The sequence below is a fragment of the Nocardiopsis suaedae genome, assembly GCF_027706745.1.
Lineage (GTDB): Bacteria > Actinomycetota > Actinomycetes > Streptosporangiales > Streptosporangiaceae > Nocardiopsis_A > Nocardiopsis_A suaedae.
Genome location: NZ_JAQFWP010000026.1, coordinates 24,757 through 48,888, shown reverse-complemented (window position 1 = coordinate 48,888; position 24,132 = coordinate 24,757). Strand labels below are relative to the sequence as shown.

23 protein-coding genes are annotated in these 24,132 nt (G+C 74.1%); 12 read left to right on the top strand and 11 right to left on the bottom strand.

Annotated features, from left to right (window positions below; all coding sequences use genetic code 11):
- Positions 1–49: 49 nt before the first annotated feature.
- Positions 50–628 (bottom strand): dihydrofolate reductase family protein, encoded by a 579-nt coding sequence (locus O4U47_RS15290; RefSeq protein WP_270678530.1) that lies wholly within the window; start codon positions 626–628, stop codon positions 50–52.
- A 93-nt stretch (positions 629–721) separates the two neighbouring features.
- Between O4U47_RS15290 and O4U47_RS15285 the strand changes: the two genes are divergently transcribed.
- Positions 722–1,306, top strand: a complete 585-nt coding sequence (locus O4U47_RS15285) for a TetR/AcrR family transcriptional regulator (RefSeq protein WP_270678529.1) — start codon at positions 722–724, stop codon at positions 1,304–1,306.
- Between the two features lie 139 nt (positions 1,307–1,445).
- Positions 1,446–2,036 (top strand): phospholipid scramblase-related protein, encoded by a 591-nt coding sequence (locus tag O4U47_RS15280; RefSeq protein ID WP_270678528.1) that lies wholly within the window; start codon positions 1,446–1,448, stop codon positions 2,034–2,036.
- 19 nt (positions 2,037–2,055) lie between these two features.
- Here O4U47_RS15280 and O4U47_RS15275 read toward each other — a convergent pair whose 3' ends face one another.
- The gene (locus O4U47_RS15275; RefSeq protein WP_270678527.1) at positions 2,056–3,015 is read right to left on the bottom strand and encodes a R2-like ligand-binding oxidase; all 960 of its coding nucleotides are present in this window, start codon (positions 3,013–3,015) and stop codon (positions 2,056–2,058) included.
- A 137-nt stretch (positions 3,016–3,152) separates the two neighbouring features.
- Between O4U47_RS15275 and O4U47_RS15270 the strand changes: the two genes are divergently transcribed.
- A complete protein-coding gene (locus tag O4U47_RS15270) occupies positions 3,153–3,389 on the top strand; it encodes a hypothetical protein (protein ID WP_270678526.1) in 237 nt (78 codons plus the stop codon).
- A gap of 28 nt (positions 3,390–3,417) precedes the next feature.
- Here O4U47_RS15270 and O4U47_RS15265 read toward each other — a convergent pair whose 3' ends face one another.
- From O4U47_RS15265 to O4U47_RS15250, 4 genes are all read right to left on the bottom strand, one after another.
- Positions 3,418–3,867 (bottom strand): hypothetical protein, encoded by a 450-nt coding sequence (locus O4U47_RS15265; RefSeq protein ID WP_270678525.1) that lies wholly within the window; start codon positions 3,865–3,867, stop codon positions 3,418–3,420.
- 113 nt (positions 3,868–3,980) lie between these two features.
- Positions 3,981–4,235 carry a hypothetical protein gene (locus O4U47_RS15260; RefSeq protein WP_270678524.1) on the bottom strand — a complete coding sequence of 85 codons (255 nt, stop codon included), beginning with the start codon at positions 4,233–4,235 and terminating at the stop codon, positions 3,981–3,983.
- A 353-nt stretch (positions 4,236–4,588) separates the two neighbouring features.
- Complete coding sequence (locus O4U47_RS15255; protein ID WP_270678523.1) at positions 4,589–4,963, bottom strand: CD225/dispanin family protein; 375 nt, start codon at positions 4,961–4,963, stop codon at positions 4,589–4,591.
- A 108-nt stretch (positions 4,964–5,071) separates the two neighbouring features.
- Complete coding sequence (locus O4U47_RS15250; RefSeq protein WP_270678522.1) at positions 5,072–5,395, bottom strand: hypothetical protein; 324 nt, start codon at positions 5,393–5,395, stop codon at positions 5,072–5,074.
- Between the two features lie 221 nt (positions 5,396–5,616).
- On the opposite strand from O4U47_RS15250, the gene O4U47_RS15245 reads away from it, so the two are divergent.
- The 4 genes from O4U47_RS15245 to O4U47_RS15230 all read left to right on the top strand — a co-directional run bounded on the left by O4U47_RS15245 (position 5,617) and on the right by O4U47_RS15230 (position 11,623).
- On the top strand, positions 5,617–6,483 hold the full coding sequence (locus O4U47_RS15245; RefSeq protein WP_270678521.1) for a hypothetical protein: 867 nt from the start codon (positions 5,617–5,619) through the stop codon (positions 6,481–6,483).
- Between the two features lie 436 nt (positions 6,484–6,919).
- Positions 6,920–7,303, top strand: a complete 384-nt coding sequence (locus O4U47_RS15240; protein WP_270678520.1) for a cold-shock protein — start codon at positions 6,920–6,922, stop codon at positions 7,301–7,303.
- Between the two features lie 144 nt (positions 7,304–7,447).
- On the top strand, positions 7,448–8,266 hold the full coding sequence (locus tag O4U47_RS15235) for a DUF3027 domain-containing protein (protein ID WP_270678519.1): 819 nt from the start codon (positions 7,448–7,450) through the stop codon (positions 8,264–8,266).
- A gap of 219 nt (positions 8,267–8,485) precedes the next feature.
- A complete protein-coding gene (locus tag O4U47_RS15230) occupies positions 8,486–11,623 on the top strand; it encodes a sacsin N-terminal ATP-binding-like domain-containing protein (protein WP_270678518.1) in 3,138 nt (1,045 codons plus the stop codon).
- 153 nt (positions 11,624–11,776) lie between these two features.
- Here the strand turns inward: O4U47_RS15230 and O4U47_RS15225 are convergent, their stop codons facing one another.
- Entirely contained in the window at positions 11,777–13,273 is a 1,497-nt protein-coding gene (locus O4U47_RS15225; RefSeq protein ID WP_270678517.1) for a DUF7059 domain-containing protein, read from the bottom strand.
- On the bottom strand, positions 13,257–13,517 hold the full coding sequence (locus tag O4U47_RS15220) for a DUF2530 domain-containing protein (RefSeq protein WP_333563650.1): 261 nt from the start codon (positions 13,515–13,517) through the stop codon (positions 13,257–13,259). The genes O4U47_RS15225 and O4U47_RS15220 overlap by 17 nt, the downstream gene beginning before the upstream one ends.
- 303 nt (positions 13,518–13,820) lie before the next feature.
- Between O4U47_RS15220 and O4U47_RS15215 the strand changes: the two genes are divergently transcribed.
- From O4U47_RS15215 to thpR, 4 genes are all read left to right on the top strand, one after another.
- Positions 13,821–15,287, top strand: coding sequence for an NCS2 family permease (locus tag O4U47_RS15215; protein WP_270678515.1), 1,467 nt, complete (start codon positions 13,821–13,823; stop codon positions 15,285–15,287).
- Between the two features lie 165 nt (positions 15,288–15,452).
- On the top strand, positions 15,453–15,968 hold the full coding sequence (locus O4U47_RS15210; RefSeq protein WP_270678514.1) for a MarR family winged helix-turn-helix transcriptional regulator: 516 nt from the start codon (positions 15,453–15,455) through the stop codon (positions 15,966–15,968).
- 146 nt (positions 15,969–16,114) lie between these two features.
- Positions 16,115–17,368 carry an MFS transporter gene (locus O4U47_RS15205; RefSeq protein WP_270678513.1) on the top strand — a complete coding sequence of 418 codons (1,254 nt, stop codon included), beginning with the start codon at positions 16,115–16,117 and terminating at the stop codon, positions 17,366–17,368.
- A 41-nt stretch (positions 17,369–17,409) separates the two neighbouring features.
- Positions 17,410–17,982 (top strand): RNA 2',3'-cyclic phosphodiesterase, encoded by a 573-nt coding sequence (gene thpR, locus O4U47_RS15200; RefSeq protein WP_270678512.1) that lies wholly within the window; start codon positions 17,410–17,412, stop codon positions 17,980–17,982.
- An 83-nt stretch (positions 17,983–18,065) separates the two neighbouring features.
- Here thpR and O4U47_RS15195 read toward each other — a convergent pair whose 3' ends face one another.
- Positions 18,066–18,797: a 3-keto-5-aminohexanoate cleavage protein gene (locus O4U47_RS15195; protein WP_270678511.1), complete on the bottom strand. Its 732-nt coding sequence runs from the start codon at positions 18,795–18,797 to the stop codon at positions 18,066–18,068.
- Positions 18,798–18,909: 112 nt separating this feature from the next.
- Between O4U47_RS15195 and O4U47_RS15190 the strand changes: the two genes are divergently transcribed.
- A complete protein-coding gene (locus O4U47_RS15190; protein WP_270678510.1) occupies positions 18,910–20,016 on the top strand; it encodes a hypothetical protein in 1,107 nt (368 codons plus the stop codon).
- A gap of 1,773 nt (positions 20,017–21,789) precedes the next feature.
- On the opposite strand, the gene O4U47_RS15185 is transcribed toward O4U47_RS15190, so the two are convergent.
- Positions 21,790–22,785, bottom strand: a complete 996-nt coding sequence (locus O4U47_RS15185) for a glycerophosphodiester phosphodiesterase family protein (RefSeq protein ID WP_270678509.1) — start codon at positions 22,783–22,785, stop codon at positions 21,790–21,792.
- A 94-nt stretch (positions 22,786–22,879) separates the two neighbouring features.
- On the bottom strand, positions 22,880–24,010 hold the full coding sequence (gene serC / locus O4U47_RS15180; RefSeq protein WP_270678562.1) for a phosphoserine transaminase: 1,131 nt from the start codon (positions 24,008–24,010) through the stop codon (positions 22,880–22,882).
- Positions 24,011–24,132: the final 122 nt, after the last annotated feature.

Here is a 24,132-nt window from a genome sequence, read left to right as displayed (position 1 = left end):
GGAGCGGAGCACCTCAGAACAGCGCGCGGGCGCAGAGGGGGCAGCGAGGTCAGCCGCGCCGGAACAGGGTGTAGTCGGCGCCGCTGTCGAACACCTTGCGGAAGACGGGCCGGAATTCGGCGGGGGAGAACTCCGCGCCGGAGAAGAGCGGCTTGCCCGCCCCCGCCATCACCGGGTAGCGCTTGAGGAACACCGCGTCGATCTCCGGGTACAGGGCTCCGGCGAGCGTCGGCCCTCCGATGAGGCAGATGCCCAGTTCGCCGTCCTCCTCCTTGAGCTCGCGGACGGCCTCCCGCGGGTCGCCGGAGATGATCTGGACGTCCGGGTCGGGGCTCTCGGTGATCGTGGTCGAGGCGACGTACTGGCGCATGTGCGCGAAGGGGCTGGTGACCCCCTCGTCCAGGGCGAGGCGGTAGGAGCCGCGCCCCTGGAGCAGGGTGTCGAAGTGCCGGTTCCCCAGGCCGTCCCGGCCCAGCGCGGCCCGGACGTGCGTGGGAACCAGCTCCGGGTACGCGTCGAAGTGGAACGCCCCCGTGTCCTCGGCGGTGGGGAAGAAGCCGTAGGACCCGTCGGGGCCGCAGGCGAATCCGTCGGCGGTGGCGGCGACGAAGTAGGTCAGTTCACGCATGGGCGCTCCTCGGGACCGGACCGGACGATGACCACTCCATGTATAGTGCTCCAGATGTAGTGGTTGCAAGCCGGTTCTTCGAGGAGGCCCCGCATGGTCCGCAATCCCGAACGCCGCGCCGCGCTCCTGGACGGCGCCCTCGCCGTCCTCGCCGAGCAGGGCGCCCGCGGCCTGACGTTCCGCGCGGTCGACGCCGCCGCCGGGGTTCCGGCGGGCACCGCCTCCAACTACTTCTCCGACCGGGACGATCTGCTCACCCAGGCGGGGGGACACCTCTACGTGCGCTTCGCCCCCGACCCGGAGGAGGCCGAGCGCGCCATGGCGGGCGCCTCCACCGCCGAGGACGTCGCCGGGCTCATGCGGTGGCTCCTGGGGCGTATGCGCGACAACCGCACGGTGTACCTGGCCCTGCTGGAGCTGCGGCTGGAGGCCACCCGCCGCCCGGCCCTGCGCGAGACGCTGACCCGCCGCATCCGCCAGGACCTGGAGGAGAACGTGCGCGGGCACCAGGAGGCGGGCCTGCCGGGCGGGCGGAGCGAGGTCGTCATGCTCTACCTGGCGATGACCGGCCTGGTCGTCGAGCACCTCACGCTGCCGGGCGTGCTCGACGGAGAAGGGGACGTGGACGCGCTCGTCGGCGCCCTGGTCCACCGCATCCTGTCCGGCGCCGGGGAGTAGGGCAAAAGCGAGGGGGAGACGGGTGGGGGTGCGTGGCGGAGCCGCGGCGGTTGAGGGTGACGGGCGGGCCGCACGCGAATTGAGTGGATGTGCCGGATTCCTCGGAACCGGGTGGCCCGCGCGCGCGTCGAAACCCTTCGTGGACCTGTTCAACACTGTGCCGATCGTGGTGAAGCAGCCCAAGCGCTTCTTCGTCGACGAGTCGGAGTACTACTGCTACGACGCGCACGGGCGGCTCGCCGCCCACATCCACGAGGTGGGCCTCAGCGGCGGTATGAAGGCGCTGCGGTTCGTCGCGGAGAACACCGCCGGGTTCGCCCGCAAGCTCATGGTGAACGACGCCTGGGGGCAGCCGCGGCTGTACATCGAGAAGTCCTGGGCGATGTTCACCGCCACGACGACCATCGCCTACCCCGACGGTCGGCCGATCGGTTACATCGACCAGGACTTCAAGCTGTTCAAGGCCAGCTTCCGGCTGCTCGACGCCTGGAAGCAGCCGGTGGGCACGGTCCGGGGGAACTTCGGCGCCTTCGAGTTCCAGATCCTCGACAACAACGAGCACGAGGTCGGGCGCGTGGACCGCAACTTCCCCAACCTCGGCGAGTTCTTCACCGCCGCCGACAGCTACCAGGTCTGGCAGCGCTACCCGAGCCTTCCGGACCCGCTGAAGACGCTTGCGGTGGCGTCGGGCATCGCGATCGACCTGGTGCTGCTGGAGGGCAAGCGCTGATCCGGGGCCGTTCGGCGCCCTACTCCAGGCGCGCCATGGCCTGGCGGTCCTCCTCCCCGAACCGCTCCTCCAGCTCCTCGGGGGAGGCGTCCAGGTCGATCCGGGCCAGCGGTACCCCGCGCGCGGTCTCGATCGCCCCGAGCCGCCGCAGCGCCCGGTCGGTGGCGTACTCCAGGAGCTCGCCCTGGGGCAGCTGGTACTGCTGGTCCTCGTCGTCGGCCATGGGCTGGTCGTCGCGCTCCACGGTGGCCTTCAGGTGCGGGAGCAGCTCGTCCAGCCGCCCGGTGACCACCGGCCACAGGGAGTCGTCGGCGGCGACGTGGCGGCGGCAGGTGAAGGTCCCCCAGGCCATGTGGCGGCGCTCGTCGTCGCCGATGCGGCGGATGATCGCGCGCATCCCCGGGAAGATGCCGCGGGCGGTGCAGATGTGGTTCCAGGCGTAGTAGCCGGTCAGGGCCAGGGCGCCCTCGATGACGTGGTTGTAGGTGACCGAGGCGCGCACCTGGTTGTGCGGGCTGGGGTCGTCCAGGAGCGCGTTGAGGGAGGCCGGGAGCTCCTCGTAGAACAGGGCGCGGTAGCCCTCGTTGCGGTCGACGTGGGCGTGCAGGTCGTGGGTGACGCCCAGGGCGTCCAGCCAGAGCCGGAACGCCTGCACGTGCTTGGCCTCTTCGAAGGCGAACTGGGTCAGGTACATCTCGTCGCCCAGCCGCCCCTCGGCGGCCATGGCGCGCACGAACGGCTGGATGTCCTCGGTCACCGCCTCCTCCCCCGCGGCGAACTGGGCGCACAGCCGCAGGATGCGCTCCTGGGCCTCGTCGCTGAGGGACTTCCAGTCCTCGGCGTCCCGGGTGAGGTCGATGGCGGCGGGGTCCCAGAACTTCGCGTTCCCCTTGGCGAAGAGCCGGAGGGGGAAGGAGTCCCAGTTCAGACCGCCGCCGCCGATGGATCTGAAGCCGGTGCGCCCGGAGGGCTCGGCCATGGGGGTGCCTCCTGTGGTCGGGGTCACCCTCATGATTGGACGCGGCGCGGTCCCGTGTAAACCGTGCGCGGCGGATTTTCCCGGTCGGGAGCGGTACGGTGCTGGGGCACCCGACCTTTGGACCAGGAGACGACGACGTGTTCTGTGGCGACCCCGGGGCGCCGGGCTATGCGGCGTGCGAGCACCAGATGACGATCTTCGCCATCGCCTCCACGATCCCGGCGATGCTCGCGATGGTCCTGATGGTGGCCGCGTTCGCCACCCCGGCCATGCGTGTCGACCCCGCGCTGCGCACGCGCACCCTGACCTACGCGGTGATGGGCTGGGCCATCGCCGGCGGCACCCTGCTCATGGGGGCGCTCCCCTCGCTGTGAGGCGCCGGCGGCGCCGGGGCCCACGGCCTCACGCCGTCCCCGCCGCTCCCAGCGCGATCACGAACGGCACGATGAACAGCAGGGCGAAGAACAGCACCATCGCCACGATGCCGCCGATGGTGGCGATCCAGGAGTACTTGGTGAAGCGCCGTGCCTTCTCCGCGTCCTGCTTCTCCACCATGGCCAGGATGCCGAAGACGACGCCGACGATGCCGACGGGCGAGGCGCACAGCATCAGGCTGAGCGCGCCCGTGACGAGTGCGGCAATCGCCCCGCCCCGGGTCTCCTCGACCTCCGGGTTCACCATCGGCGGGCCATAGGGCACGGGCGGCGGCCCGACGGGCTGCTGGCCGTACCCGGGGGACTGCTGCCCGTAGGGGTATTGCGGCTGGCCGCCGGTCGCGTAGCCGGGCGGCGGTCCGTACCCGCCGGGGTGCTGCTGCGGGTCGTTCTCCTGGCCCGGCCATGGTGCGTTCATCGGGTGCCCCTCTCGGATCGGTCGTGCTCGGCGGTGCGGGCTCGTCTCCACTAGGACGGCGGGGACGGCCCAGACGGTTCACTGTTTCCGGTGAAGGCGGTCCGGGGGGAGCGTCAGGCGGTCAGCGCGGCCACCAGGGCGGCGACGGCCAGTGCGATGAAGGCGAGCAGCAGCAGGTAGCCGAGGTTGCAGGCCCAGGTCCGGGCGATGTTGCGCTCGACGGCCTCGGCGTCGCGGCGGCCGGCCAGGGCGAGCAGGCCGAAGACCAGGCCCGGGACGTTGGTCAGTACGGCCAGGATCGGGAACCCGAGCAGCAGCCCGAGCGCGGGGAAGGCCAGGGTGAGCATGGCGCACAGGAGTGCGGCCACGGCGGCGCCCGTGCGCGGCGGAGGGCCCGAGGGCGGTGCCGGGACCGGAGGGCCGGGCGGTGCTGCCGGGGCCGCCATGGGGGGCGCGGGCGGCGCCGTCACCGTGTGGGCCGGGCCGGGAGGCGGCGCCGACGGCGGGCCCGGCCGGGCCAGGGGCCCCGGGGCGGGCGGCGGGGCGTTCCCGGGTGCCGGGTTCGGCCCGGAGTCCTCCCAGAAGCGCTCGATCGCCGAGCGGTGTCCCTGCACGGCCGTTCCCCCTCCCCCGGTACGCCGTCGTGGCGGGCGGCGGTCTCCCCCCACGATAACCGCGGCGGCGGGTGGGCCCACGGCGTCCCGTCCCCGCGGGCCGTCGCTCAGTACCCGACCGGCACCGGGACGGCGTCCTGCACCCACGACCCCGCCTGGGTGAACAGCCACAGCGTCAGCACGGCCATGACGGTGAACATCACCGCGGCCGCGCCCAGGCAGTACCAGGAGTACCGGGTGAGGACCTCGGCCTGGTCGCCCCGGCCGCGGTCGCGCACGGCGAACACGATGCCGACGATCCCGAAGATCCAGTTGCCGCAGCACAGGAAGGTCAGCGCGTGCAGGATGAGCGCCATGGTGGAGCTGGAGCCGCCCCCGGTCGCCGGGGCGCCGTCCGCGGGGGAGTCGGCGGTCCGCTCGGCGGACGGGGCCCGTTCGTCACGGGGGGACGCGGCACCGGGCGGCAGCTGGGGTTCGCTCATGGCGGCCGGGCGATCCTCTCTGGCGTCGGGGGCGTCTGCAGCCTAGCCGCCGCCGCTCCCGGCGGCCATGCGGGCGCCCCCGTGCCCGGTGCCGCGCCCGAGGACCGGTCAGCCGAAACGCACGTCGACCGAGCGCACCCCGTACAGCGGCGGGATCCACTGGCTGTCGTCGCGGCCGGAGTCCAGCGGCACCCCCGTGCAGTCGGGGCCGGGGTAGAAGACGTAGTCGGCGGCGGGCTCGGCGTCGGCGAAGCTCACCATCCGCTTGTCGGGGAGGGTGTGGCAGCCCCCGCCTTCGAGCAGGGTGTGGCCCAGCCCCGGGGCCGAGTACAGCTCCAGGGCGCCGGTGCCGCCGTCCGCGGCCGCGGGGGCCGCGGTCGCCAGCAGCCCGGTCAGGGCGGCGGCCAGGACCGCCGTTCGGCGTGCGCGCATGCTCTGCCTCTCGGTGTCGCGGGTGGTGCCGGCGGGTCGGCGGCACCGCGGGTCCGCCCGTGCGCCCGGACGGGACGGGCGGGGCGCGGTCCCATCTATACCCTCCGGAGGGCGACCGTGTGGCCACTTTCGGTCACTGACTCGCCGCCGAAGTGCGCGGTCCTGAATCCGTTCTCCTCGGACGGGGCGCGTCCGGGGGCCGGGCGGTGCACCATGTGTCCATGATCGAGCGGCCCGAGCGCGTGGTGCTGGACTATCTGTCAGAGGTGGGGGACGCCGCCTACGGCGTGGTCCCCTCGCGGCGGCGTGCCGCGTTCCTGGGCGAGGTGCGCCACCGGGTGGACGAGGCCTGCCGGAAGGAGGGGGCCCACACCGTCGACGACGTGCGCCGAGTGCTGGAGGCCATCGGCGACCCCGTCGAGCTGGTGCGCGCCGAGGTCTCCTCCCGGGGCGGTGACGACGGTCCCGATGCGGAGGGCGGGGAGGAGCCGGACCCGGGCGGGGAGGAGCCGGACCCGGGCGGCGGGGAGGGCGGCGCCGCCTCGTCGGTGTTCCGCAGGCGCACGCCCCCGCCGTGGCGGGGCGGCCCCGACCGGGGGTGGCTGGGGGCGCGGGCCGGGACCGCCCGCGTGGTGTCCGTCCGGCCTGAACACGGCGCCCCGATCGCCACCCTCCGCGACTGGGGGACCCCCGGCCGGGGGCGGAGCCGGCGCTTCTCCGGCACGGTCGCGGCGTTCCGCGAACACCCGTCCGAGCTCCTCGTGCTCGTTCTGTACGCGGCGAGCGCGCTGGCGGACCAGTCCGCGTTCCTGTGGGTCGTCGGGGGAGTGATGGTGGTGCTGAGCCGGGTCTGGCCGCGCCGCGACAAGTGGGTGCTGGTCGGGGCGCCCCCGGCGGCCACCCTGGTCGCCATGGCGTTCTGGCGCGGCGACGCGCCCTACGTGGACCAGATCGTGCTGGAGTCGCTCACCTCGACGGGGGTGGTCGGGCTGCGGGCGGCCGCGGCGGCCTGCGCGGTGTACCTGGCGGCGCGGATCGGCCCGGCTGCGCACCGTTCGGGTCATCGCCGGTTAAATCCTCCGGAATAACCTCCTTGACCAGGGGTTTCGCGGGCGTGGCGGGTTCGGGGCGCGGGTAATTGTGAAGGTGCGCGCCCGGAGTCCGGCGCCGGTCGCAGGCCCGGGGCGCAGAGGGATTGACACCGCCCCGGTCCCGCCGGGTCCCGTCCTGAACTCCGCAACCAGCGGTGGCGGGGGCGGTCGTCAAGGAGAGGCCCGGAGATCCGCGTCCGGGCCTCTCGCATGGGGCCGGGCTTGGCCGGATATGGCCCAACGGGTTTATCGCCTTTTCGAGGAATGTGCGGCCTTCCGTCCCTGCCTCGACCGCTTCGTCGAGCACTAGCCTGGAAAGCCCCCTATGGAAGGATGGGCCCGAGAGGCCGAGCGGACTTTCGCCCCCACGAGGACGGGCGGGATTCCCCGGCCTCGCTCGTTAGGGTCCTACGGCGAGAGCGTGAGGTCACACGTGCCCACCGGCAAGGTCAAGTGGTACGACGGCGACAAGGGATTCGGCTTTCTCACCCGCGACGACGGCGGTGAGGTCTTCGTGCACTCTTCGGCGCTGCCCGCGGGGACCACGTCCCTGCGCGCCGGCCAGCGGGTGGAGTTCGGCGTCGTCGAGGGGCGCAAGGGCGCCCAGGCGCTGCAGGTCAAGCTGCTCGACGCGCCGCGCTCGGTGGCCAAGGCGATGCGCAAGAAGCCCGACGAGATGGTGGTCATCACCGAGGACCTGATCAAGCTCCTGGACGGCGTCTCGGCGACCTATCGGCGCGGCAAGCACCCCGACCGCAAGGAGGCCGCCAAGATCGCGCAGGTCCTGCGGGTGGTCGCCGACGACCTGGAGGCCTGAGCCGTTCCGCGGGCGCCGTACTGTGGCGCCCGCCACAGATCGCCGGGGTAGGGGGGAGGAAAGCCCCTGTACCTCCCCAATCCGACGTAACGGTCGTCTATCGAGTCGGTGTCGTGGCCTCGGCGGTGGTTCCCATCGGCGAAGATGGGGAGTGTGAGCCCTAGCCGTCGTAACCCCGCACCAGACAAGGCATGCATCGAGGCGGTCGACCTCGCGCGGGCCGCCGCCGTGGAGATCGCCCGTCCGGAGTGGGTCGGCGATCACCTGTCCGCGTACGTGGAGGGCGACCGCCTGGTCACCCACCTGTTCGAGAGCCGCGACCCCGCCTACCCGGGATGGCACTACGCCGTCACCGTGGTCCGCGCGGCGCGCGCCAAGGCCGTCACCGTCAACGAGGCCGTGCAGCTCCCGGGGCCCGAGGCGCTGCGTCCGCCGGAGTGGGTGCCGTGGAAGGAGCGCCTGCGCCCGGGTGACCTCGGGGTGGGCGACCTGCTGCCCACCTCCGCCGACGATGAGCGGCTGGAGCCCGGCTTCGCGCACGCCCCCGCGGACGCCCTCGAAGAGGAGGCCGACGACCGCACCGCCCCGTGGGAGCCGGGGCTGGGCCGCCCCCGGGTGCTGTCCCGGGAGGGCCGCGACGCCGCCGCCGACCGCTGGTACAACGGCGACGCCGGGCCGCGCAGCCCGATCGCGTCGGCCGCCCCGGCCACCTGCGCCACCTGCGGCTTCATGACGCCCCTGGCGGGCGGCCTGCGCCGGATGTTCGGCGTGTGCGCCAACGAGTTCGCCCCCGACGACGGCCGGGTCGTCTCCTACGACCACGGCTGCGGCGCCCACTCCGAGGCCGTCCGCGAGGCGGTCCGCACGGACCCCGCCCCCGCACCCGTCGTGGACGAGCTGGGCTACGACCACATCGTCTTCGACGACACCACCGAGCTGGAGCTGGTCTCCTCCGAGGGCTGACCGCCGCGGCCCGCCCCGCACCGTCGCCCCCTCGTTGATCTCGGGGGGAAAGGACCTTACAGGCGCGGTTTCAGCGTCTCTTTTCCCGAGATCAACGAGGATTTGGGCGTGCCCCGGATGAGGCGGTCGGGGGGCCCGGCGGGCATGCCCGTAAAACCCTTCCGACGGTCCTCCCGCGGTCGCGTACCGTAGTGCCGCACCCACTCGGGAGGAGTCCCCATGCCCGCCAGGCAGACCGATCCGTTCGGTACCGCGGAGCTGCGGCGCCGCGTGCTCGACGGCTGGGCGGCCGCGCCCGCGCGGTTCCGTGAGGACGCCAACGCCGAGGAGGACCACGCGCTCGGCGGCTACAAGGACCGGGCCGTCGTCGAGCTGGCCCAGAACGCCGCCGACGCCGCCGCGCGCGCGGGCGGCGCGGGACGCCTGCTGCTGCGCCTCGACGGGGACGTGCTGACCGCCGCCAACTCCGGGGCGCCGCTGACCGCCGACGGCGTGGAGTCGATGTCGACGCTGCGGGCCTCGGCCAAGCGCGACGGCGAAGGCGAGGGGGCCGTCGGACGCTTCGGCGTCGGCTTCTCCGCGGTCGCGGCCCTGTCCGACGACGTCACCGCCGCCTCGACGGACGGCGTGGTGCGCTGGTCGCGTGCGCTCGCCCTGGAAGAGGTGCGCGCCGGGCTCACCGGCCCCGGCCGTGCCGACCCCGGCCTGGAGGAGGAGGTGGAGCGGCGCGGCGGTGACCTGCCGCTGCTGCGCCTGCCCTTCGCCGCCGTACCCGAGGGGCCCGCGGCCGCCGTCCCGGAGGGGTACACCACCGCCGTCACGCTGCGCCTGCGCGACGACGACACCCGTCGGCGCGTCGCCGAGCTGCTGGACGGCACGGGGGAGGCCCTGCTGCTGGCCCTGCCCGCCCTGGCGGAGGTCCGCGTCGAGGCCGACGGCCGCCCCGTCCGGGTCCTGCGCAGAGCGGCCGCCGAGCCCTACGAGGCGCCGGACACCGTGGACGCCGAAGGCGCGGCCGGGTCCGCCGACGTCGTCACCACCGTCGAAGAGGGCGGTGCCGAACGCACCACCCGCTGGCGCACCGTCACCCGCACCGGCGTCTTCGAGCCCTCCCTGCTGGCCGACCGCCCCACCGAGGAGCGCTCCCGCCTGGGGTGGACGCTCACCTGGGCCACCGCCGTCGCCGACGACGGGTCCGCAGGGCTGCCCGACGGCGTTCCCCGGGTGGTGCACGCCCCCACCCCCAGCGACGCCGAACTGGCCCTGCCCGCCCTGCTCATCGGCTCCTTCCCGCTCACACCCGACCGGCGCCGGATCGCCGAGGGCCCCGCCGCCGAGGCGCTGGTGGCCGAGGCCGCCGAGGCCTACGCCGCGCTGCTGTGCGGGCTGGAGCCGCGCGCCGCCCTCGACCTGGTGCCGCTGCCCTCCCTGGGCCATGGGCCCTTCGACGGGCACTTCCGCGCCGCGGCGGCCAAGCCGCTGCAGGAGGCACCGTTCCTGCGCACCGTGTACGGCCGCCCCGTGCGCCCGCTGGACGCGGTGCTCGTCGAGCCGGGGCCGCCGGTCGCCGAGGTGCTGGCGGAGGCGCTGCCGACCGCGCTGGGGCCGGACGCCGACGCGGGCCACCCCGCGCTCGCCCAGCTCCGGGTGCGCCGTCTGGGACCGGCCGAACTCGTCGACCTGCTGGCCGACCGGGACGCCGAGCCCTCCTGGTGGGCGGGGCTGTACCGGGCGCTGCGCACCTCCGCCGGCCGCGGCACCGACCTGGACGAGCTGGGCGCGCTGCCGGTGCCGCTGGCCGACGGCCGCCTCGTCCGGGGGCCACGCGGTCTGCTGCTGCCCTCAGGCGGGGCCTTCGGGTCGGGGGCCCTGGACCCCGCCGCCCTCGCGCCGCTGGGCGTGAGGATCGTGCACGCCGCGGCGGCCGACTCGCTTCTGTCGCGGCTCGGGGCCGTCGAGGCCGGGGAGCAGGCGGTGCTGGACGACCCGGCCGTTCGGGCCGCGGTCGGCGAGTCCCTGGACGCCGACGACCCCGAGGCGGTGAGCGGACCGGTGCTGGAGCTGGTCGCGGCCGCCGGGGTGGGCACGGGGCCGGACGCCGACCGCCCCTGGCTGGCGGAACTGGCCCTGCGCGACGACGAAGGGGCCTACAGCGTCGCGGGGGAGCTGCTGCTCCCGGACAGCCCGCTGCGCGGGATCCTCGCCGACGACGCCCCCTTCGGCGTCGTCGCCCCGGAGCTGGTGGAGCGCCACGGCCGCGCGGTGCTGGCCGCGGTGGGCTGCCTGGACGGCTTCGCGGTGCTGCGCGCCGAGGACGTCACCCTCGGGGAGGCGCTGGAGGAGTCCCTCGACGAGTTGCCCGTCGACGGGCTGGAGGAGTGGGCCGAGGACGCCGTCCGCCGCGCGGGGGAGGAGGACCTGCCGCCGACCGTTCCGGAGCTGACGGCGGTGGCGGACCTGGAGTTCGTCCGCCCCGACCGCTGGGAGCGCGCGCTGGACCTGCTCGCGGGCTCCCCGGCGCGCCGCGCCGTCACCGAGCCCGCGCGGCTGCTGCTGGAGGGCGGCCGCGCCGCCGACGTCCCCTCCTACACGGCCTGGTGGCTGCGGACCGGGGCGAGCATCGGCGGGCACCGCCCCGGGGACCTGCGCCTGCCCGGCGCCGACCCGGTGCTGGAGGGGCTCTACGAGCCGGCGCCGGAGGGGCTCGACCCGGAGCTGGCGCGGGCGGTGGGCGTGCGCTCATCGCTGGAGGAGCTGGTGGCCGACCCGGACGGCCCGGACGACCTGCTGGAGCGGCTGGCCGACCCGGAGCGGCACGTGGAGCACACGGCGCTGCGGCGGATCTGGTCGGCGCTGGCCCGGGTTCCGGCGGACCGGGTGGTGCCGCCGGAGCGGGTCCGGGCGGTCGCGGGCGGCGCCATCGTGGTGGCCGACGCCGAGGACGCGGCCGTGGTGGACGCCCCCGACCTGCTGCCGCTGGCGGAGGGGCGGCCGCTGCTGCCCGCACCGGCCGCGTCCGCCGAGGCGCTGGCCGACGTGCTCGACCTGTCGCTGCTGTCGGAGGCGGTCGAGGGCCGGGTGGAGTCCTCGGGCCGGGTGCGCCCGGTGCCGGACGAGGTGCGCCTGTTCGCCCCGGAGGGGGCGCTGACCTACGTGCACCACGACACGCTGCTCGTGGACGGCACCGAGGTGGAGTGGCGGGTGGCCGAGGGGACGCTGCACGCCTCCACCCCGGAGGGGCTGGCGCGGGCCCTGTGCTGGTCGGTGGGGACCTGGGCGCGCCGCCACCTGGTGGCGGCGGTCCTGCGCGCCCCGGACCGCGCCCCGTTCCTCCTGGCCGAGGCGGACTTGGAGTAGGGCGGCGACGGGGCGGAGCGGGCGGTTCCCCGCGATGATCTCGACGAGAGTGCTGCCAAATCCGCCGGAATGACAGCACTTTCGTCGAGATCATCGGTGAGGGGGCCGCCGCCCGGCCGGGGTCCTTGAGCGGGGTACCTCGGGGGCGGCCCTTTACCGTGCGACGCGGAAGAAGCCCTCGGCGATCAGGGAGCGCAGGACGTCCGGGGCGTCCTCGCGGACCCGGGCAGGGTCCTGTTCGATCAGTTGGGCGATGGCGTCCAGCAGCGGCCCCACCGGCATGGTGCCGTCGCACACCCCGGCCAGGGCCGCCTCCACCGTGCCCACCTGGGCGGCGCGGTGCAGGCCGTTCTCCTGGCGCAGCACGATGCGCTGCGGGTCGGGCGCCCCCGGCACCCCGATGCGCTCCTCCACCACGCCCGGGGCCAAGGCCACGTGCGTGGACAGCAGCGCGGCGTCGGTGAGCCGGTGGGCGGTCATCGCGCCGTCGACCACGCCGGGCAGGTACGGCCCGACCGGCTGCTCGATCTCGTGGCGCAGCTCCTCCACCCGCACCGCCGCGTCCTGGGCGCCGTCGTTGCGCAGGCAGATCCAGCCGAAGCCGACCCCCTCCACGCCCTCGCGCTCGAAGTAGTCCAGCCAGGCGTCATAGCGGCGGGTGTACTCCGGGCTGCCGTGCTCGCAGGAGTCGCGCAGCCACAGCTCCACGTACTCGGCCGGGTCCTGCACGTCGCGCTGGACCACCCAGCCCGAGCAGCCGGTCCCGGCCACCCAGCCGCCGACCCGGTCGCGCCAGTCCTCCCCGTCCACGTGCAGCCAGTTGCCCAGCAGCTGGCACCAGCCGCCGTCGGTCAGGTGGTCCGGGGCGCGGCGCACCAGCTCGGCGCAGAGGGCGTCGCCGCCCATGTCGGACTCGCGGTAGGTGTACCGGGCCGGGTCGGGCGTGATGACGAACGGCGGGTTGGACACGATCAGCCCGAAGCGCTCGTCCTCGACCGGGTCGAAGAGCGAGCCCTCCCGCATCTCGGCGCCCTCCACGCCGGACAGGGCGCAGCTCATCTCCGCCATGCGCAGCGCGCGCGGGTTGAGGTCGGTGCCCACCACCTCGGTGGCGCGCGAGGCCAGGTGGAGCGCCTGGACGCCGCAGCCGGTGCCCAGGTCGAGCGCGCGCTCGAAGGGCCCGTCCACGATCAGCTTGGAGAGGGTGGCCGACGCGCCGCCCGACCCGACGACGTGGTCGGGGCGCGGCACGCCCTGCCCGGGGCGCACCGTCGGGTCGCTGACGACGTAGCCGGGGCGGCCCTCCTCCAGTTCCCACGGACCGAGGTGGACCAGCGCGCGCACGTCGCCGTCGGCGACCGACAGCAGGCCGTGCTCGGCGAGTTCGTCGACCGGCAGCAGGGCGCGCGCCGACTTCTCGGAGATGGGCTCCTGCAGCCACCACAGGCGCAGCAGCAGTCCCAGCCCCTCCTCGCCGCCGGTGGAGCGCAGCGCGGGCACGAGCTGCTCGCGCGCCAGGGCGCGGGCGGCCGTGCCGCCGAGGCGGTCGCGCACACCGGAGACGGTGTAGTCGGCGTCGATCAGGATGCGCCGGAGCCGGTCGGCGAGCCGGCGCGGGAACGGGCGGAGCGATTCAGGCACGGGGCCCATTATCGGGTTCCTCGGAAGCGTCCGCACGCTCCCGTCCGCGCCGCTCCTCTGCGGCCGCGCGCTTGCCCAGCAGATGGGGGACGTAGAAGTAGCCGAACACGCCCAGGGCGATGCCGACCGCGCAGACCCAGATCCACCACCGCTCGCCGACGGCGAGGCCGTCGCCGCGGACCAGCAGAACGACGAGGGCGATCGCCCAGGCCAGCGTCCCGAGGGCGGTCGGGATGCGGTAGTCGCTCTCCATGACCTCGGGATCGGGGCGTCGTGGTGTGCGCACGTCCCCAGGCTAGAACACGGCGCCCGGCGGGCGCGCCCGTCGCGCGGCCCCGGATCCGGGCGCAGGACGGGGAGAGGCGGGCGCGGTCGAAGGGGGCGCGGGGGAGAGGCGGGTCACACGCGCACCGTGCGAACCCCTGCCGCTGCGGTTGCCTCGGAGGAATCTACGAATCCGTTCACGCCTGAGATGTCCGCATTCGTGTGAATATGCAACTAATCTGGTTCCGTCCGGCAACCCCGCCGCCATCACCGAGATGCCAAGGTCGAGCGAGTGAACGCAACACCACCCCCGGCGCCCTCCGCCGCAGACGAGTCCTCCGCCTCCCCCGGGAAGCCCGGTCGGATCGACCGGTACTTCCAGGTCACCGCCCGCGGTTCCACCTTCGCCCGGGAGATCCGCGGCGGCCTGGCCACCTTCTTCGCGATGGCCTACATCATCGTGCTGAACCCGCTGATCATCGGGACCGCCCCGGACGCCGCCGGGGACGAGCTGGGCATCGCCCGGGTCGCCGCCACCACGGCGCTCGTCGGCGGCGTGATCTCGATCCTCATGGGCATCGTCAGCCGCTACCCCTTCGCGGTCGCGGCCGGGATGGGCCTCAACGTGATCGTGGCCTACTCGCTCGCACCGCAGATGACCTGGGCCGACGCCATGGGCCTGGTGGTACTCGAAGGCCTGGTGCTGCTGGTGCTGGTGCTCACCGGCTTCCGCACCGCCGTCTTCCGCGCCATCCCCGCCGGCCTCAAGACCGCCATCGCCGTCGGCGTGGGCATGTTCCTGGCCTTCGTCGGCTTCGTGAACGCCGGGTTCATCACCCGCGTGCCCGACGCCGCGAACAGCACCGTCCCGGTCCAGCTCGGCGACGGCGCGCTGTCCGGCTGGCCCATCGCCGTGTTCGTGCTCGGGCTGGCGCTGACCATCGCCCTCATGGTGCGCAGGGTCAAGGGCGCCATGCTCATCGGGATCGGCGTGGCCACCGTGGTGGCGATCATCGTCGAGGCGACCGCCGCCCCCGAGGGCTGGTCGCTGACCGCCCCCGCGGTGCCCGCCGGGCTCGGCGACGTGCTCTCGGTGCCCGACTTCAGCCTGGTCGGCGAGTTCAACCTGTTCGGCAGCTTCGCCGATATCAGCGCGGTGATGGTGATCCTGCTGGTCTTCACCCTGCTGCTGGCCGATTTCTTCGACACCATGGGCACCATGGTCGGCGTCGGCGGCCAGGCCGGGATGCTCGACGAGGAGGGCAACCTGCCGCGCGCCCGCGAGGTGCTGGTGGTCGACGCCATGGGCACGCTCGCCGGCGGCGGCGCCTCGGCGTCGGTCAACACCGTGTTCGCCGAGTCCTCGGCGGGCGTGGGCGAGGGCGCCCGGACCGGCATCGCGCCCGTGGTCACCGGCCTGCTCTTCCTGGCGGCCACCCTGTTCGCGCCACTCGTGGAGCTGGTGCCGTTCGAGGCGGCCACCCCGGTGCTCATCATCGTCGGGTTCATGATGATGACCCAGGTCACCAAGATCGACTTCTCCGACCCGGGGATCGGCATCCCGGCGTTCCTGACCATCGCCGCGATGCCGTTCACCTACTCGATCACCAACGGGATCGGCATCGGGTTCATCACCTACACCTTCATCCGCACGGTGCAGGGGCGCCCCAAGGAGGTCCACCCGCTGCTGTGGGTCGTCTCCGCGGCCTTCCTCGTCTTCTTCTGCCTGGAGCCCATCGAGGCCCTGCTCGGCCTGTAGCGCACGGCCGGGGTAGGCTGCCGTGCCCGCCCGACGACCCGGTCCGCGGGGGCGCCGCCGTTGCGGCGCCCCGGCGGACGCCGTGAGGGAGGCCGCCCCGGGGTCCTGACCTCGGGGGAAGAGGTGGGCGTGCGATTTCGTTAGCAAGAGTAATGAGCCCCGCTAATGAGGAACCCCGACCCCGTCGAGAAGATGGACCAGCAGACACCCGCCCCGGAGCCCCCGGAGCACGCGGACCGTCCCGCCCCGCCCGAACCGGAGCCGAGCACCCCCGGGCTGGAGGCCGACCTGCGCGTGGCCGTGGGGCGGCTGGCCCGGCGGCTCCGGGCGCAGCGCCCGGACACCTCGCTGTCCCTCGGACAGGGGGCCGTCCTGTTCGCGCTCGCCCGGCACGGCCGGATGACCCCGCGGGCACTGGCCGACCACGAGAAGGTGCAGCCGCCGTCGATGACGCGGATCATCGGCGCGCTGGAGGAGCGCGCGCTGGTGCGCAGGGAGCCGCACCCGCAGGACCGGCGACAGCACCTGGTGGACCTGACGGAGCAGGGGCGGGCCCTGGTACGCCAGGACACGAGGCGGCGGGAGGCGTGGCTGGCCCAGAGGCTGGCCGAGCTGGAACCGGGGGAGAGGGAGACGCTGCGGGAGGCGGCGGAGATCCTGGACCGGCTGAGCCGGAGTTAGGCGGCCCCCGGGACGGTTCCGGCGTTCCCGAGGCGTCGCCCGAGGGGCTCGGCGACGCCGCGGACGGCTCGGACGACGGCGGGCGCGCCGAGGCCGGCGCCCCTGACCCCGACACCGCACCCGATCCGCGCCGCCGGGGCCCAGCCATGTTCCGCTCCCTCGCGATCCGCAACTACCGCCTCTTCGCCGCCGGTCAGGTCGTCTCCAACACCGGCACGTGGATGCAGCGCATCGCACAGGACTGGCTGGTGCTGCAGCTCAGCGGCGGCAGCGGCATCGCCCTGGGCGTCACCACCGCGCTGCAGTTCCTGCCCATGCTGCTGCTGGGCCTGTGGGGCGGCACCATCGTCGACCGGGCCGGGAAGCGGCGGCTCCTCATCGCCACCCAGGCCGCCATGGGCGTCCTCGCCCTCGGCCTGGGCGTGCTCGCCACCGCGGGCGCCGCCCAGGTGTGGCACGTCTACGTGTTCGCCGTCGGCCTGGGCCTGATCACCGTGCTGGACAACCCGGCGCGGCAGACCTTCGTGGTGGAGATGGTCGGCCACCGCGACCTGCCCAACGCCATCGCTCTCAACAGCGCCAGCTTCCAGCTCGGCCGGGTGGTCGGACCGGCCGTGGCGGGGCTGCTCATCGCCGCCGTCGGCAGCGGCCCGGTCTTCCTCATCAACGCCGCCTCGTTCGCCGCGGTGCTCACCGGGCTGTGGCTGATGCGCCCCTCCGAGCTGCACACCACCGAACCGGCCCCGCGCGCCAAGGGGCAGACCCGGGAGGGCCTCCGCTACGTCGCCGGGCGCCGCGACCTGGTGCTGCTGCTGGCGATGACCGCGTTCCTGCAGATGTTCGGCTCGAACGTGCAGAACCAGATCGCGCTGATGACCAACAACGTCTTCACCGCCGGTGCCGCGGCCTTCGGGGTGTCGGCGGCGGCGCTGGCGGTGGGCGCCCTGGCCGGGGCGCTGCTGTCGGCCCGGCGGGAGCGCCCGCGGCTGCGCACCGTGCTCATCGGCGCGTTCGCCTTCGGAGCCACCGAGGTGGCCGCCGCGCTCGCGCCCGGCTACACGTCCTTCACCCTGGCGCTGCTGCCGATGGGCATCGCCTTCCTCACCTTCACCGCCACCCAGAACGCCTTCTTCCAGCTCAGCGTCGACCCGCAGCTGCGCGGCCGGGTCATGAGCATGTACATGCTGGTGTTCCTGGGCATGGCACCGATCGGCGCGCCCATCGTCGGGGTCCTGGCCGACACCTTCGGCCCGCGGGTGAGCCTGGCGCTCGGCGGCGTCGTCACCGTGGTGGTGACGGCGGTGGTGGGCGCCCTGCTGGCCCGCCGCCTCAAGGCCCGCGTGCGCCTGACGCGGGACCGCCCGTTCATCTCCGTCGCCCGGGACCCGGTGGGGGCCTAGAACCCCTTTTCTCCGGGGCACCCGGGTGCCAGGCTTGCGGTATGCGCCTGTTCATCGCGGTGAACCCTCCCGAGGACGTGCTGGACGAGGTGGAGGCGGCCGTCGCCGCCGCGCTCGGCGTCCAAGAGGACCCGGGCCTGCGCTGGTCCAGGCGCGACGACCGGCACATCACCCTGCTCTTCCTCGGTGAGACCGACCCCGCCCGCCTCCCCGGGCCGGACGGGCTGGAGAAGGCCTTCGCCGCCGAGCTCGCCCGCCACCGCCCCGAACGGATCTCCCTGCGCGGCGCCGGGACCTTCCCCGGGGACGACGGCGCCGCCACCGTCCTGTGGGCCGGTGTCCAGGGTGAGCGGGGTTCGCCTCTGGCGCGGCCCGCCGCCGGTCTGCGCCGGGCCGCCCGTGCGCACGGCGTGCGCGTCGAGCGCCGCCCGTTCGTGCCGCATCTCACCCTGGCCCGCAGCCGCCGCCCCACCGACCTGGCCGGACTGCGCACCGCCCTCACCACCGCCCTGGCCACGACGTTCTGGGAGGCCGGTGAGGCACACCTGGTGGAGAGCCTCCGGCGGGACGGGGAGTACCGGTACCGGACCGCCGCGACGTGGGCGCTAGGCTGAAAACGCCATGAGCATGCTGACCAACAACAGAAAGCAGCGCTGGCTGCTGCCGACGGTCCTCGCGGCGATCATGCTGATCGTCGTCATCGGCGCGCTCGCGGGCTGACCCGCTCCACCACCGCCGCCACCAGGGCCGCGTTGTCCCGCGCCTGTCCGCCGTCCGGCCCGAGCAGCGTGTCCTCCAGGCCGATGCGCACGTCGTGCCCGGCCGCGACCGCCGCCTCCAGCACCGGCCAGGCCGCCCCGTCGGCCCCGTGCACCAGCCGCGGCAGGCCGACGCCCGCCCGGTCCAGCACCGCCCCGATCCGCTCGACGTCGCTCAGCGCCCGCTCCGGGTCGGCCGCGTCCGGCTCCACCAGCACCCGGTCGAACTCCACCGCCGACCCGAGCGCCGCCAGCAGCCGCGCCGCCGCGACCGTGGCCAGCCCCGCCTCCACCCGCACCCGGCGGTCCGCCAGCAGCCGGGCCACCTCCACCGCCCCCGGCTCGTGCAGGTCCACCGTCGCCGAGTCCGGCAGCGCACCCCACCGCTGCACCAGGTCGTAGCGGCGCCACGGGTCGGGCTCGGCGGTGAGCGCGGTGGTCACGCTCACCGCCACCTCCGGGAGCTCGGCGCGCAGCCGCTCCAGCAGGGGGGTGAGCACCTGCGGCTCCAGCGCCTCGGCGCCCGAGCGGTCCCGGGGGTGGACGTGCACCTCGTCGGCGCCGGCGGCCACCGCAGCTGCGGCGTCCAGGGCGACCTGCTCGGCCGAGACCGGCAGCGCCGGGTGCGCGCCGGGGCGGCGGTCGCCGTTGAGGCAGGCGACGATCCTCATGGGGGCCTTCCTTTCCGCCGACGGTGGTAGCCGGAGCATGCCCCGAACCGGCCCGGTCCTCACCCGGGGCGGCCGCGGGAACGGGCGTCCCCGGTGATGGCAGGATGGCGGCATGCACCACCGCTCAGCCGCGGCGGCCTGCGCGCTGCTCACCGCGGCGGCGGCGACCGCCGCCGTCCCCGCCGCACCGCCCGCCGCACCGCCCGCCGCGGCGGCGGCCGTGCCCATGGCCCCGTCCGAGGCGACGGGAGGGGCGAGCCCCGAGCCCGGCGCGTCGTCCTCGGTGCCCGAGGGGACCGGGGAGGTCTTCACCGTCTCCGACCCCCGCATCTCCGAGTCCAGCGGCATGGCCGCCTCGGCCCGCCACGAGGGCGTGGTGTGGACGCACAATGACAGCGGTGAACACGCCCCCCAGGTCTTCGCCGTCGACGGGGACGGGGAAACGGCGGCCACCCTGACCCTGGGCGGTGAGGGCGTGGAGCTGCGCGACTGGGAGGCCGTGGCGGTCGCCGAGGTCGGCGACGGGGAGCCCGCCGTGTACGTGGGGGACATCGGCGACAACTTCCAGGGCGGCTGGCCGAGTATCCGCGTCTACCGGTTCACCGAGCCCGAGACCCTCGCCGATGCGGCGGTCACCCCCGAGGTGTTCACCTTCACCTACGCGGACGGCGGCCGGGACGCCGAGGCGATGATGGTCGACCCGCGCGACGGCCGGCTGTACGTGGTCAGCAAGGAGGTCGCCGGAGGGGTGTACGCCGCCCCCGAGACCCTCGACCCGGACGGCACCAACACCCTGGAGCGCGTGGACTCGGCGCCGCTGTACGCCACGGACGCGGCCTTCTCCCCGGACGGCTCCCACTACGCGATCCGCACGTACTGGGGCGTGACGTTCTACGACGCCTCGGAGGGCGTGCCCGGCAAGAGCGTGGGGCGGGTCGGCCTGCCGGAGTCCGAGCAGGGCGAGTCGCTGACCTATGACGGGACGTCGGTGCTGGTCGGTACCGAAGGGGTGCAGAGCCCGGTGTGGGAGGTGCCGATCCCGGAGCACATGCGCGGGGCCGGTGCCGACGGAGAGGGCTCCCCCTCGGAGGAAGCATCGCCGGAACCGGACGCGGCCGCCGAGACGACGGGTCCAGGCGCCTGGACGTTCATCCTCACCGGCGCCGGTGTGGCCGCGGCGGTCATCGCCGGAATCGTGCTCCTGGTCCGCAAGGCGTAACCCCCACGGTGAGGGGCGGCGACGGAACAGCAGGTCCCCCTCATGGACTCCGGCCGGGCGGCGGGTTGCGGGAGTGCCGGGTAGATGGCGGCGACGACGAAGGTCAGCGGGCCTAGCGGTAGCGCTGTCGGCCGTACGGTGTGTGCGTGGTCACCGGAGTTGGCGGCGACGGCAGAAGTGGGGCGGTTCCCCGGGCCTGTCTGCCGGGCGCCGGGCTGCTCGCGGTGCGGGTCGGCGGGCGGCTCGGCTGGTGCCCCGCTCCGGGCCTCGGCCGGGCGGCGGGCCGCCGGGGCGCAAGGTGACCAGTAGCAACGACGGCACCAGCCGGTACCCCGCTCACGGACCCCAGCCGTCCGCCGGGCCGTCGGGGTGCGGGGGGATAGCGGCGACGAGCAAGGTGGGCGGCCCTACCTGCGACGCTGTCGGCCGCTGGGCGTGTGCGTGGTCACCGGAGTTGGCGGCGACGGCAGAAGTGGGGCGGTTCCCCGGTCTTGCCTGCCGTCCGGCGGGCTCCTCGCGGTGCGGGTCGGCGGGCGGCTCGGCTGGTACCCCGCTCCGGGCCTCGGCCGGGCGGCGGGCCGCCAGGGTGCGGGGTAGCCCGCGCGAGGGGGCTGGGGGCCCGCCAAGGTCGGACATTCCGGGTGTACCGGGTGCAGGGAGCAGGGTTCAGCGATCCTGCGTCGTGAAAGAGGCGCTTTGGCGTGATCGGGTGGCGGATCCGCCACGCAGGATGGCCCCAGGCCGCCCGTGGCGCCCAGAAAGCGGGTTACGGTCCGGCCCCTACCCGCTCGGTGTCCTATTCGTCCGGTTTTCGGGGCACTGAGACCCCTTCCGTGCCCTGTTCGACGACCGGGGTGGCGGCGCGGGCGGCGGGGGTGCGCGGTCATCGCGATTCCAGAACGCGTTCTGCCTCCGAGAGGGCCCCAAACGGCACGCCTGAGCCGTTTACTGTCCCGGTCGCCACCGTGTGTAGCCGATATCGGCCCGAAGTGGGCCCCGAGTGCTCGGCGGGAGCGCCCAGGCACCCCTGGGCCCACTCCGATGTTCGACGTGATCCCCTCATATAGGCACGAACCGGGCATTCCATTTCCAGAACCTGTTCTGGAAACGCCGACTTCGCGCGCCCGGGGCCCGCGCGGGTGTCGCTGAGCGCGCTTCGCGGTCCTCCCGCCCCTTAACGCGGAGTGTTTGCCCAGGTCAGAACCCTGTTGACTTCGGAGTGGGCCCGACGGGGGCGGGTCCGGGCGCCGGAGAGTGCGAACCATGGCCCCGATGTCTCACCATGCGGGAGATTCCCGTCGGAGGGGAGGGGTGCACGTTGGTTGAGACAGCGCCCGGCAGCCGCCACGAACGCGAACAAGACCCACCTTCGCGGCCAGGCAGCCACCCGGACCGGAGATGCCCAGAGGAGGGTGCACGTCACCCGGCCCCCTCACCCCGACAGGTGAGACCCCCGGCCCTGAAACCGGGCATACCGGACCCCTTCACGCCTGTTGGCCGATCGAGCGCGGCGAACGAACCACCCGGAGGGTGATCGCGTGGTGAAAGCACCACCCCCGCTGCCCTCGGCCCACCCGCCCGCACCGCGAGGAACCCGGCGGGCGGCAAGCAGGCCCGGGGAACCGCCCCGCTCACGCCGTCGCTGCCCATCACGGTGACCACGCACCCACCCGACGGCCGACCGACCAGCAGATAGAGCCGCCGGCCTCGCCGTCGCCGCCGACAACGGTGACCACGCACGGACCGGGCGGCCGCAAGGGCCGCTGACCGCGCTCAGCCCTGCTCGGCGTGGATCTCGCGGGCCAGGAAGGCGTGCCGGGAGAAGTCGGTGAACACCCCGTCCACCCCGGCGGCGAAGAACGCCGCGTACTCGGCGGCGAAGGACCCGTACGCGCCCTCTCCGCCCTCGGACCGCAGGTCGGACGGGAGGAAGCGGTTCTCGCTGCGGAAGGTGTAGGGGTGCACCAGCAGCCCGGCCTCGTGCGCGGCCTCCACCAGCCCGGTGGGCGCGCCCAGCGAGCCGTCCTCCTCGCGTGCCACCACCATGCCCTTGTCCGGGCCGATGGCGTGCGCGAACGACGCGACCTCGGCCAGCCCTTCCCCGCTGGTGAACCGGTGCCACGGCTCGGCGTCCTCCATCAGGAAGACCAGCGGCACCTCCAGGCCGGCGAGCTTCTTCAGGCTGCCGCTCTCGAAGGACTGCAGGAAGACGGGGACCTCCGGCTCGGGCCCGGCCAGCCCGTGCTCGCGCAGCGCCGCCGCCAGCGGCTCCTCCAGCCCCAGCCCCGCCGCCTCGTGGTGGGCCGGGCTCTTGGTCTCCGGGTAGATCCCGACCGGGCGCCCCAGCTCCGCCGTCATCTCCTTTGCGAGCGCGATGATCTCCTCCAGCGTGGGGACCGCGAACTCCCCGTCGTAGGAGGCGTTGTCCGGCCGCACGTCCGGGATGCGCTCGACGGCGCGCAGCGTCTTCAGCTCCGCCAGGGTGAAGTCCTGGGCGAACCAGCCGGTGTGCTCGACCCCGTCGACGGTGCGGGTGGTGCGCCGGTCGGCGAACTCGGGCCGACCGGACACGTCGGTGGTGCCGCCGATCTCCGGCTCGTGCCGTGCCACCAGGACCCCGTCGGCGGTGGACACCAGGTCGGTCTCGATGAAGTCGCCGCCGTGCCGCGCCCCCAGCCGGTAGGAGGCCAGGGTGTGCTCGGGCCGGTGGGCCGGCGCGCCGCGGTGGGAGACGATGGCGGTCTCGGGCTGCCGCTTGTTCCTGCGCACTGGGCGATCCACTCCCGGCCTGGGGCTCGTCGGAAAGAGAAGAGGGGGCCGGCCCGGAGCGGGCCGACCCCCATGTGTACCGGGTCCGACAGGCCTAGGCCAACTCGCCGACGACGTGCTCGATGCAGGAGGTCAGCGCCTGCACGTCGGACGGCTCGATCGCCGGGAACATGCCGATGCGCAGCTGGTTGCGGCCCAGCTTGCGGTAGGGCTCGGTGTCCACGACGCCGTTGGCGCGCAGCGCGGCGGCGACCTTGGCGGCGTCCACCGAGTCGTCGAAGTCGATGGTGCCCACCACCTGGGAGCGCTGCGCCGGGTCGGCGACGAACGGCGAGGTGTAGGAGGTCTTCTCCGCCCAGGTGTAGAGGGTCTGGGAGGACTCGGCGGTGCGGGAGACCGCCCAGTCCAGGCCGCCCTGGGCGTTGAGCCACTCGATCTGCTCGGCGAGGAGCAGCAGCGTGCCCACCGCGGGGGTGTTGTAGGTCTGGTCCTTGGGGGAGTTGTCGATCGCCGTGGTGAGCGAGAAGAACGCCGGGATGTAGCGCCCCGAGTCGGCGATCGCGGCGGCGCGCTCCAGCGCCTTGGGGGACATGATCGCGATCCACAGCCCGCCGTCGGCGGCGAAGCACTTCTGCGGGGCGAAGTAGTAGACGTCCGTCTCGGCGATGTCGACCGGTAGGCCCCCCGCGCCGCTGGTGGCGTCCACCAGGACCAGGGAGTCGGCGTCGGCGCCCGCGGGGCGCCGGATCGGGGCGGCCACACCGGTGGAGGTCTCGTTGTGGGTGAGCGCGTAGGCGTCCACGCCCTCCTCGGCGCGCGGCTCGCCGTGGGTGCCGGGGTCGGTGGAGATCACCGTCGGCTCACCGAGCCAGGGCGCGCCCTTGGCGACCTTGGCGAACTTGGAGGAGAACTCGCCGAAGTCCAGGTGCTGGGAGCGCTCGCGGATCAGGCCGTGGGCGGCGATGTCCCAGAACGCGGTCGTGCCGCCGTTGCCGAGCACCACCTCGTACCCCTCGGGGAGGGAGAACAGCGACGCGAGCCCGCTCCGCACCCGCCCGACGAGGGACTTGACCGGCTTCTGCCGGTGCGAGGTGCCGAAGTAGGCGGATCCGGAATCGGCGAGGGCCTTCAGTTGCTCGGGGCGCACCTTGGACGGGCCGCACCCGAATCGTCCGTCTGTGGGCAGCAGGTTCGCGGGAATCTGAATGTCGCTCACCCGGGTCATGGTAGTGGCCGCGCCCATTGAGCCGCAGGTGAGGGGTGCACCTAGCGGGTCCGCGGCCCGCCGCGGGCCGGAAATCCGCGCCCTGACCACCGGATGTGAATCGGTGTTAATCCGCGATTCCC

What these genes read in the sequence shown, in the direction of transcription:
- O4U47_RS15290 (WP_270678530.1), bottom strand. Translation starts at nt 628, where the DNA reads ATGCGTGAACTGACCTACTTCGTCGCCGCCACCGCCGACGGATTCGCC.
- O4U47_RS15285 (WP_270678529.1), top strand. Translation starts at nt 722, where the DNA reads ATGGTCCGCAATCCCGAACGCCGCGCCGCGCTCCTGGACGGCGCCCTC.
- O4U47_RS15275 (WP_270678527.1), bottom strand. Translation starts at nt 3,015, where the DNA reads ATGGCCGAGCCCTCCGGGCGCACCGGCTTCAGATCCATCGGCGGCGGC.
- O4U47_RS15265 (WP_270678525.1), bottom strand. Translation starts at nt 3,867, where the DNA reads ATGAACGCACCATGGCCGGGCCAGGAGAACGACCCGCAGCAGCACCCC.
- O4U47_RS15255 (WP_270678523.1), bottom strand. Translation starts at nt 4,963, where the DNA reads ATGAGCGAACCCCAGCTGCCGCCCGGTGCCGCGTCCCCCCGTGACGAA.
- O4U47_RS15250 (WP_270678522.1), bottom strand. Translation starts at nt 5,395, where the DNA reads ATGCGCGCACGCCGAACGGCGGTCCTGGCCGCCGCCCTGACCGGGCTG.
- O4U47_RS15245 (WP_270678521.1), top strand. Translation starts at nt 5,617, where the DNA reads ATGATCGAGCGGCCCGAGCGCGTGGTGCTGGACTATCTGTCAGAGGTG.
- O4U47_RS15235 (WP_270678519.1), top strand. Translation starts at nt 7,448, where the DNA reads ATGGGGAGTGTGAGCCCTAGCCGTCGTAACCCCGCACCAGACAAGGCA.
- O4U47_RS15230 (WP_270678518.1), top strand. Translation starts at nt 8,486, where the DNA reads ATGCCCGCCAGGCAGACCGATCCGTTCGGTACCGCGGAGCTGCGGCGC.
- O4U47_RS15225 (WP_270678517.1), bottom strand. Translation starts at nt 13,273, where the DNA reads ATGGGCCCCGTGCCTGAATCGCTCCGCCCGTTCCCGCGCCGGCTCGCC.
- O4U47_RS15220 (WP_333563650.1), bottom strand. Translation starts at nt 13,517, where the DNA reads ATGGAGAGCGACTACCGCATCCCGACCGCCCTCGGGACGCTGGCCTGG.
- O4U47_RS15210 (WP_270678514.1), top strand. Translation starts at nt 15,453, where the DNA reads ATGAGGAACCCCGACCCCGTCGAGAAGATGGACCAGCAGACACCCGCC.
- O4U47_RS15205 (WP_270678513.1), top strand. Translation starts at nt 16,115, where the DNA reads ATGTTCCGCTCCCTCGCGATCCGCAACTACCGCCTCTTCGCCGCCGGT.
- thpR (WP_270678512.1), top strand. Translation starts at nt 17,410, where the DNA reads ATGCGCCTGTTCATCGCGGTGAACCCTCCCGAGGACGTGCTGGACGAG.
- O4U47_RS15195 (WP_270678511.1), bottom strand. Translation starts at nt 18,797, where the DNA reads ATGAGGATCGTCGCCTGCCTCAACGGCGACCGCCGCCCCGGCGCGCAC.
- O4U47_RS15190 (WP_270678510.1), top strand. Translation starts at nt 18,910, where the DNA reads ATGCACCACCGCTCAGCCGCGGCGGCCTGCGCGCTGCTCACCGCGGCG.
- serC (WP_270678562.1), bottom strand. Translation starts at nt 24,010, where the DNA reads ATGACCCGGGTGAGCGACATTCAGATTCCCGCGAACCTGCTGCCCACA.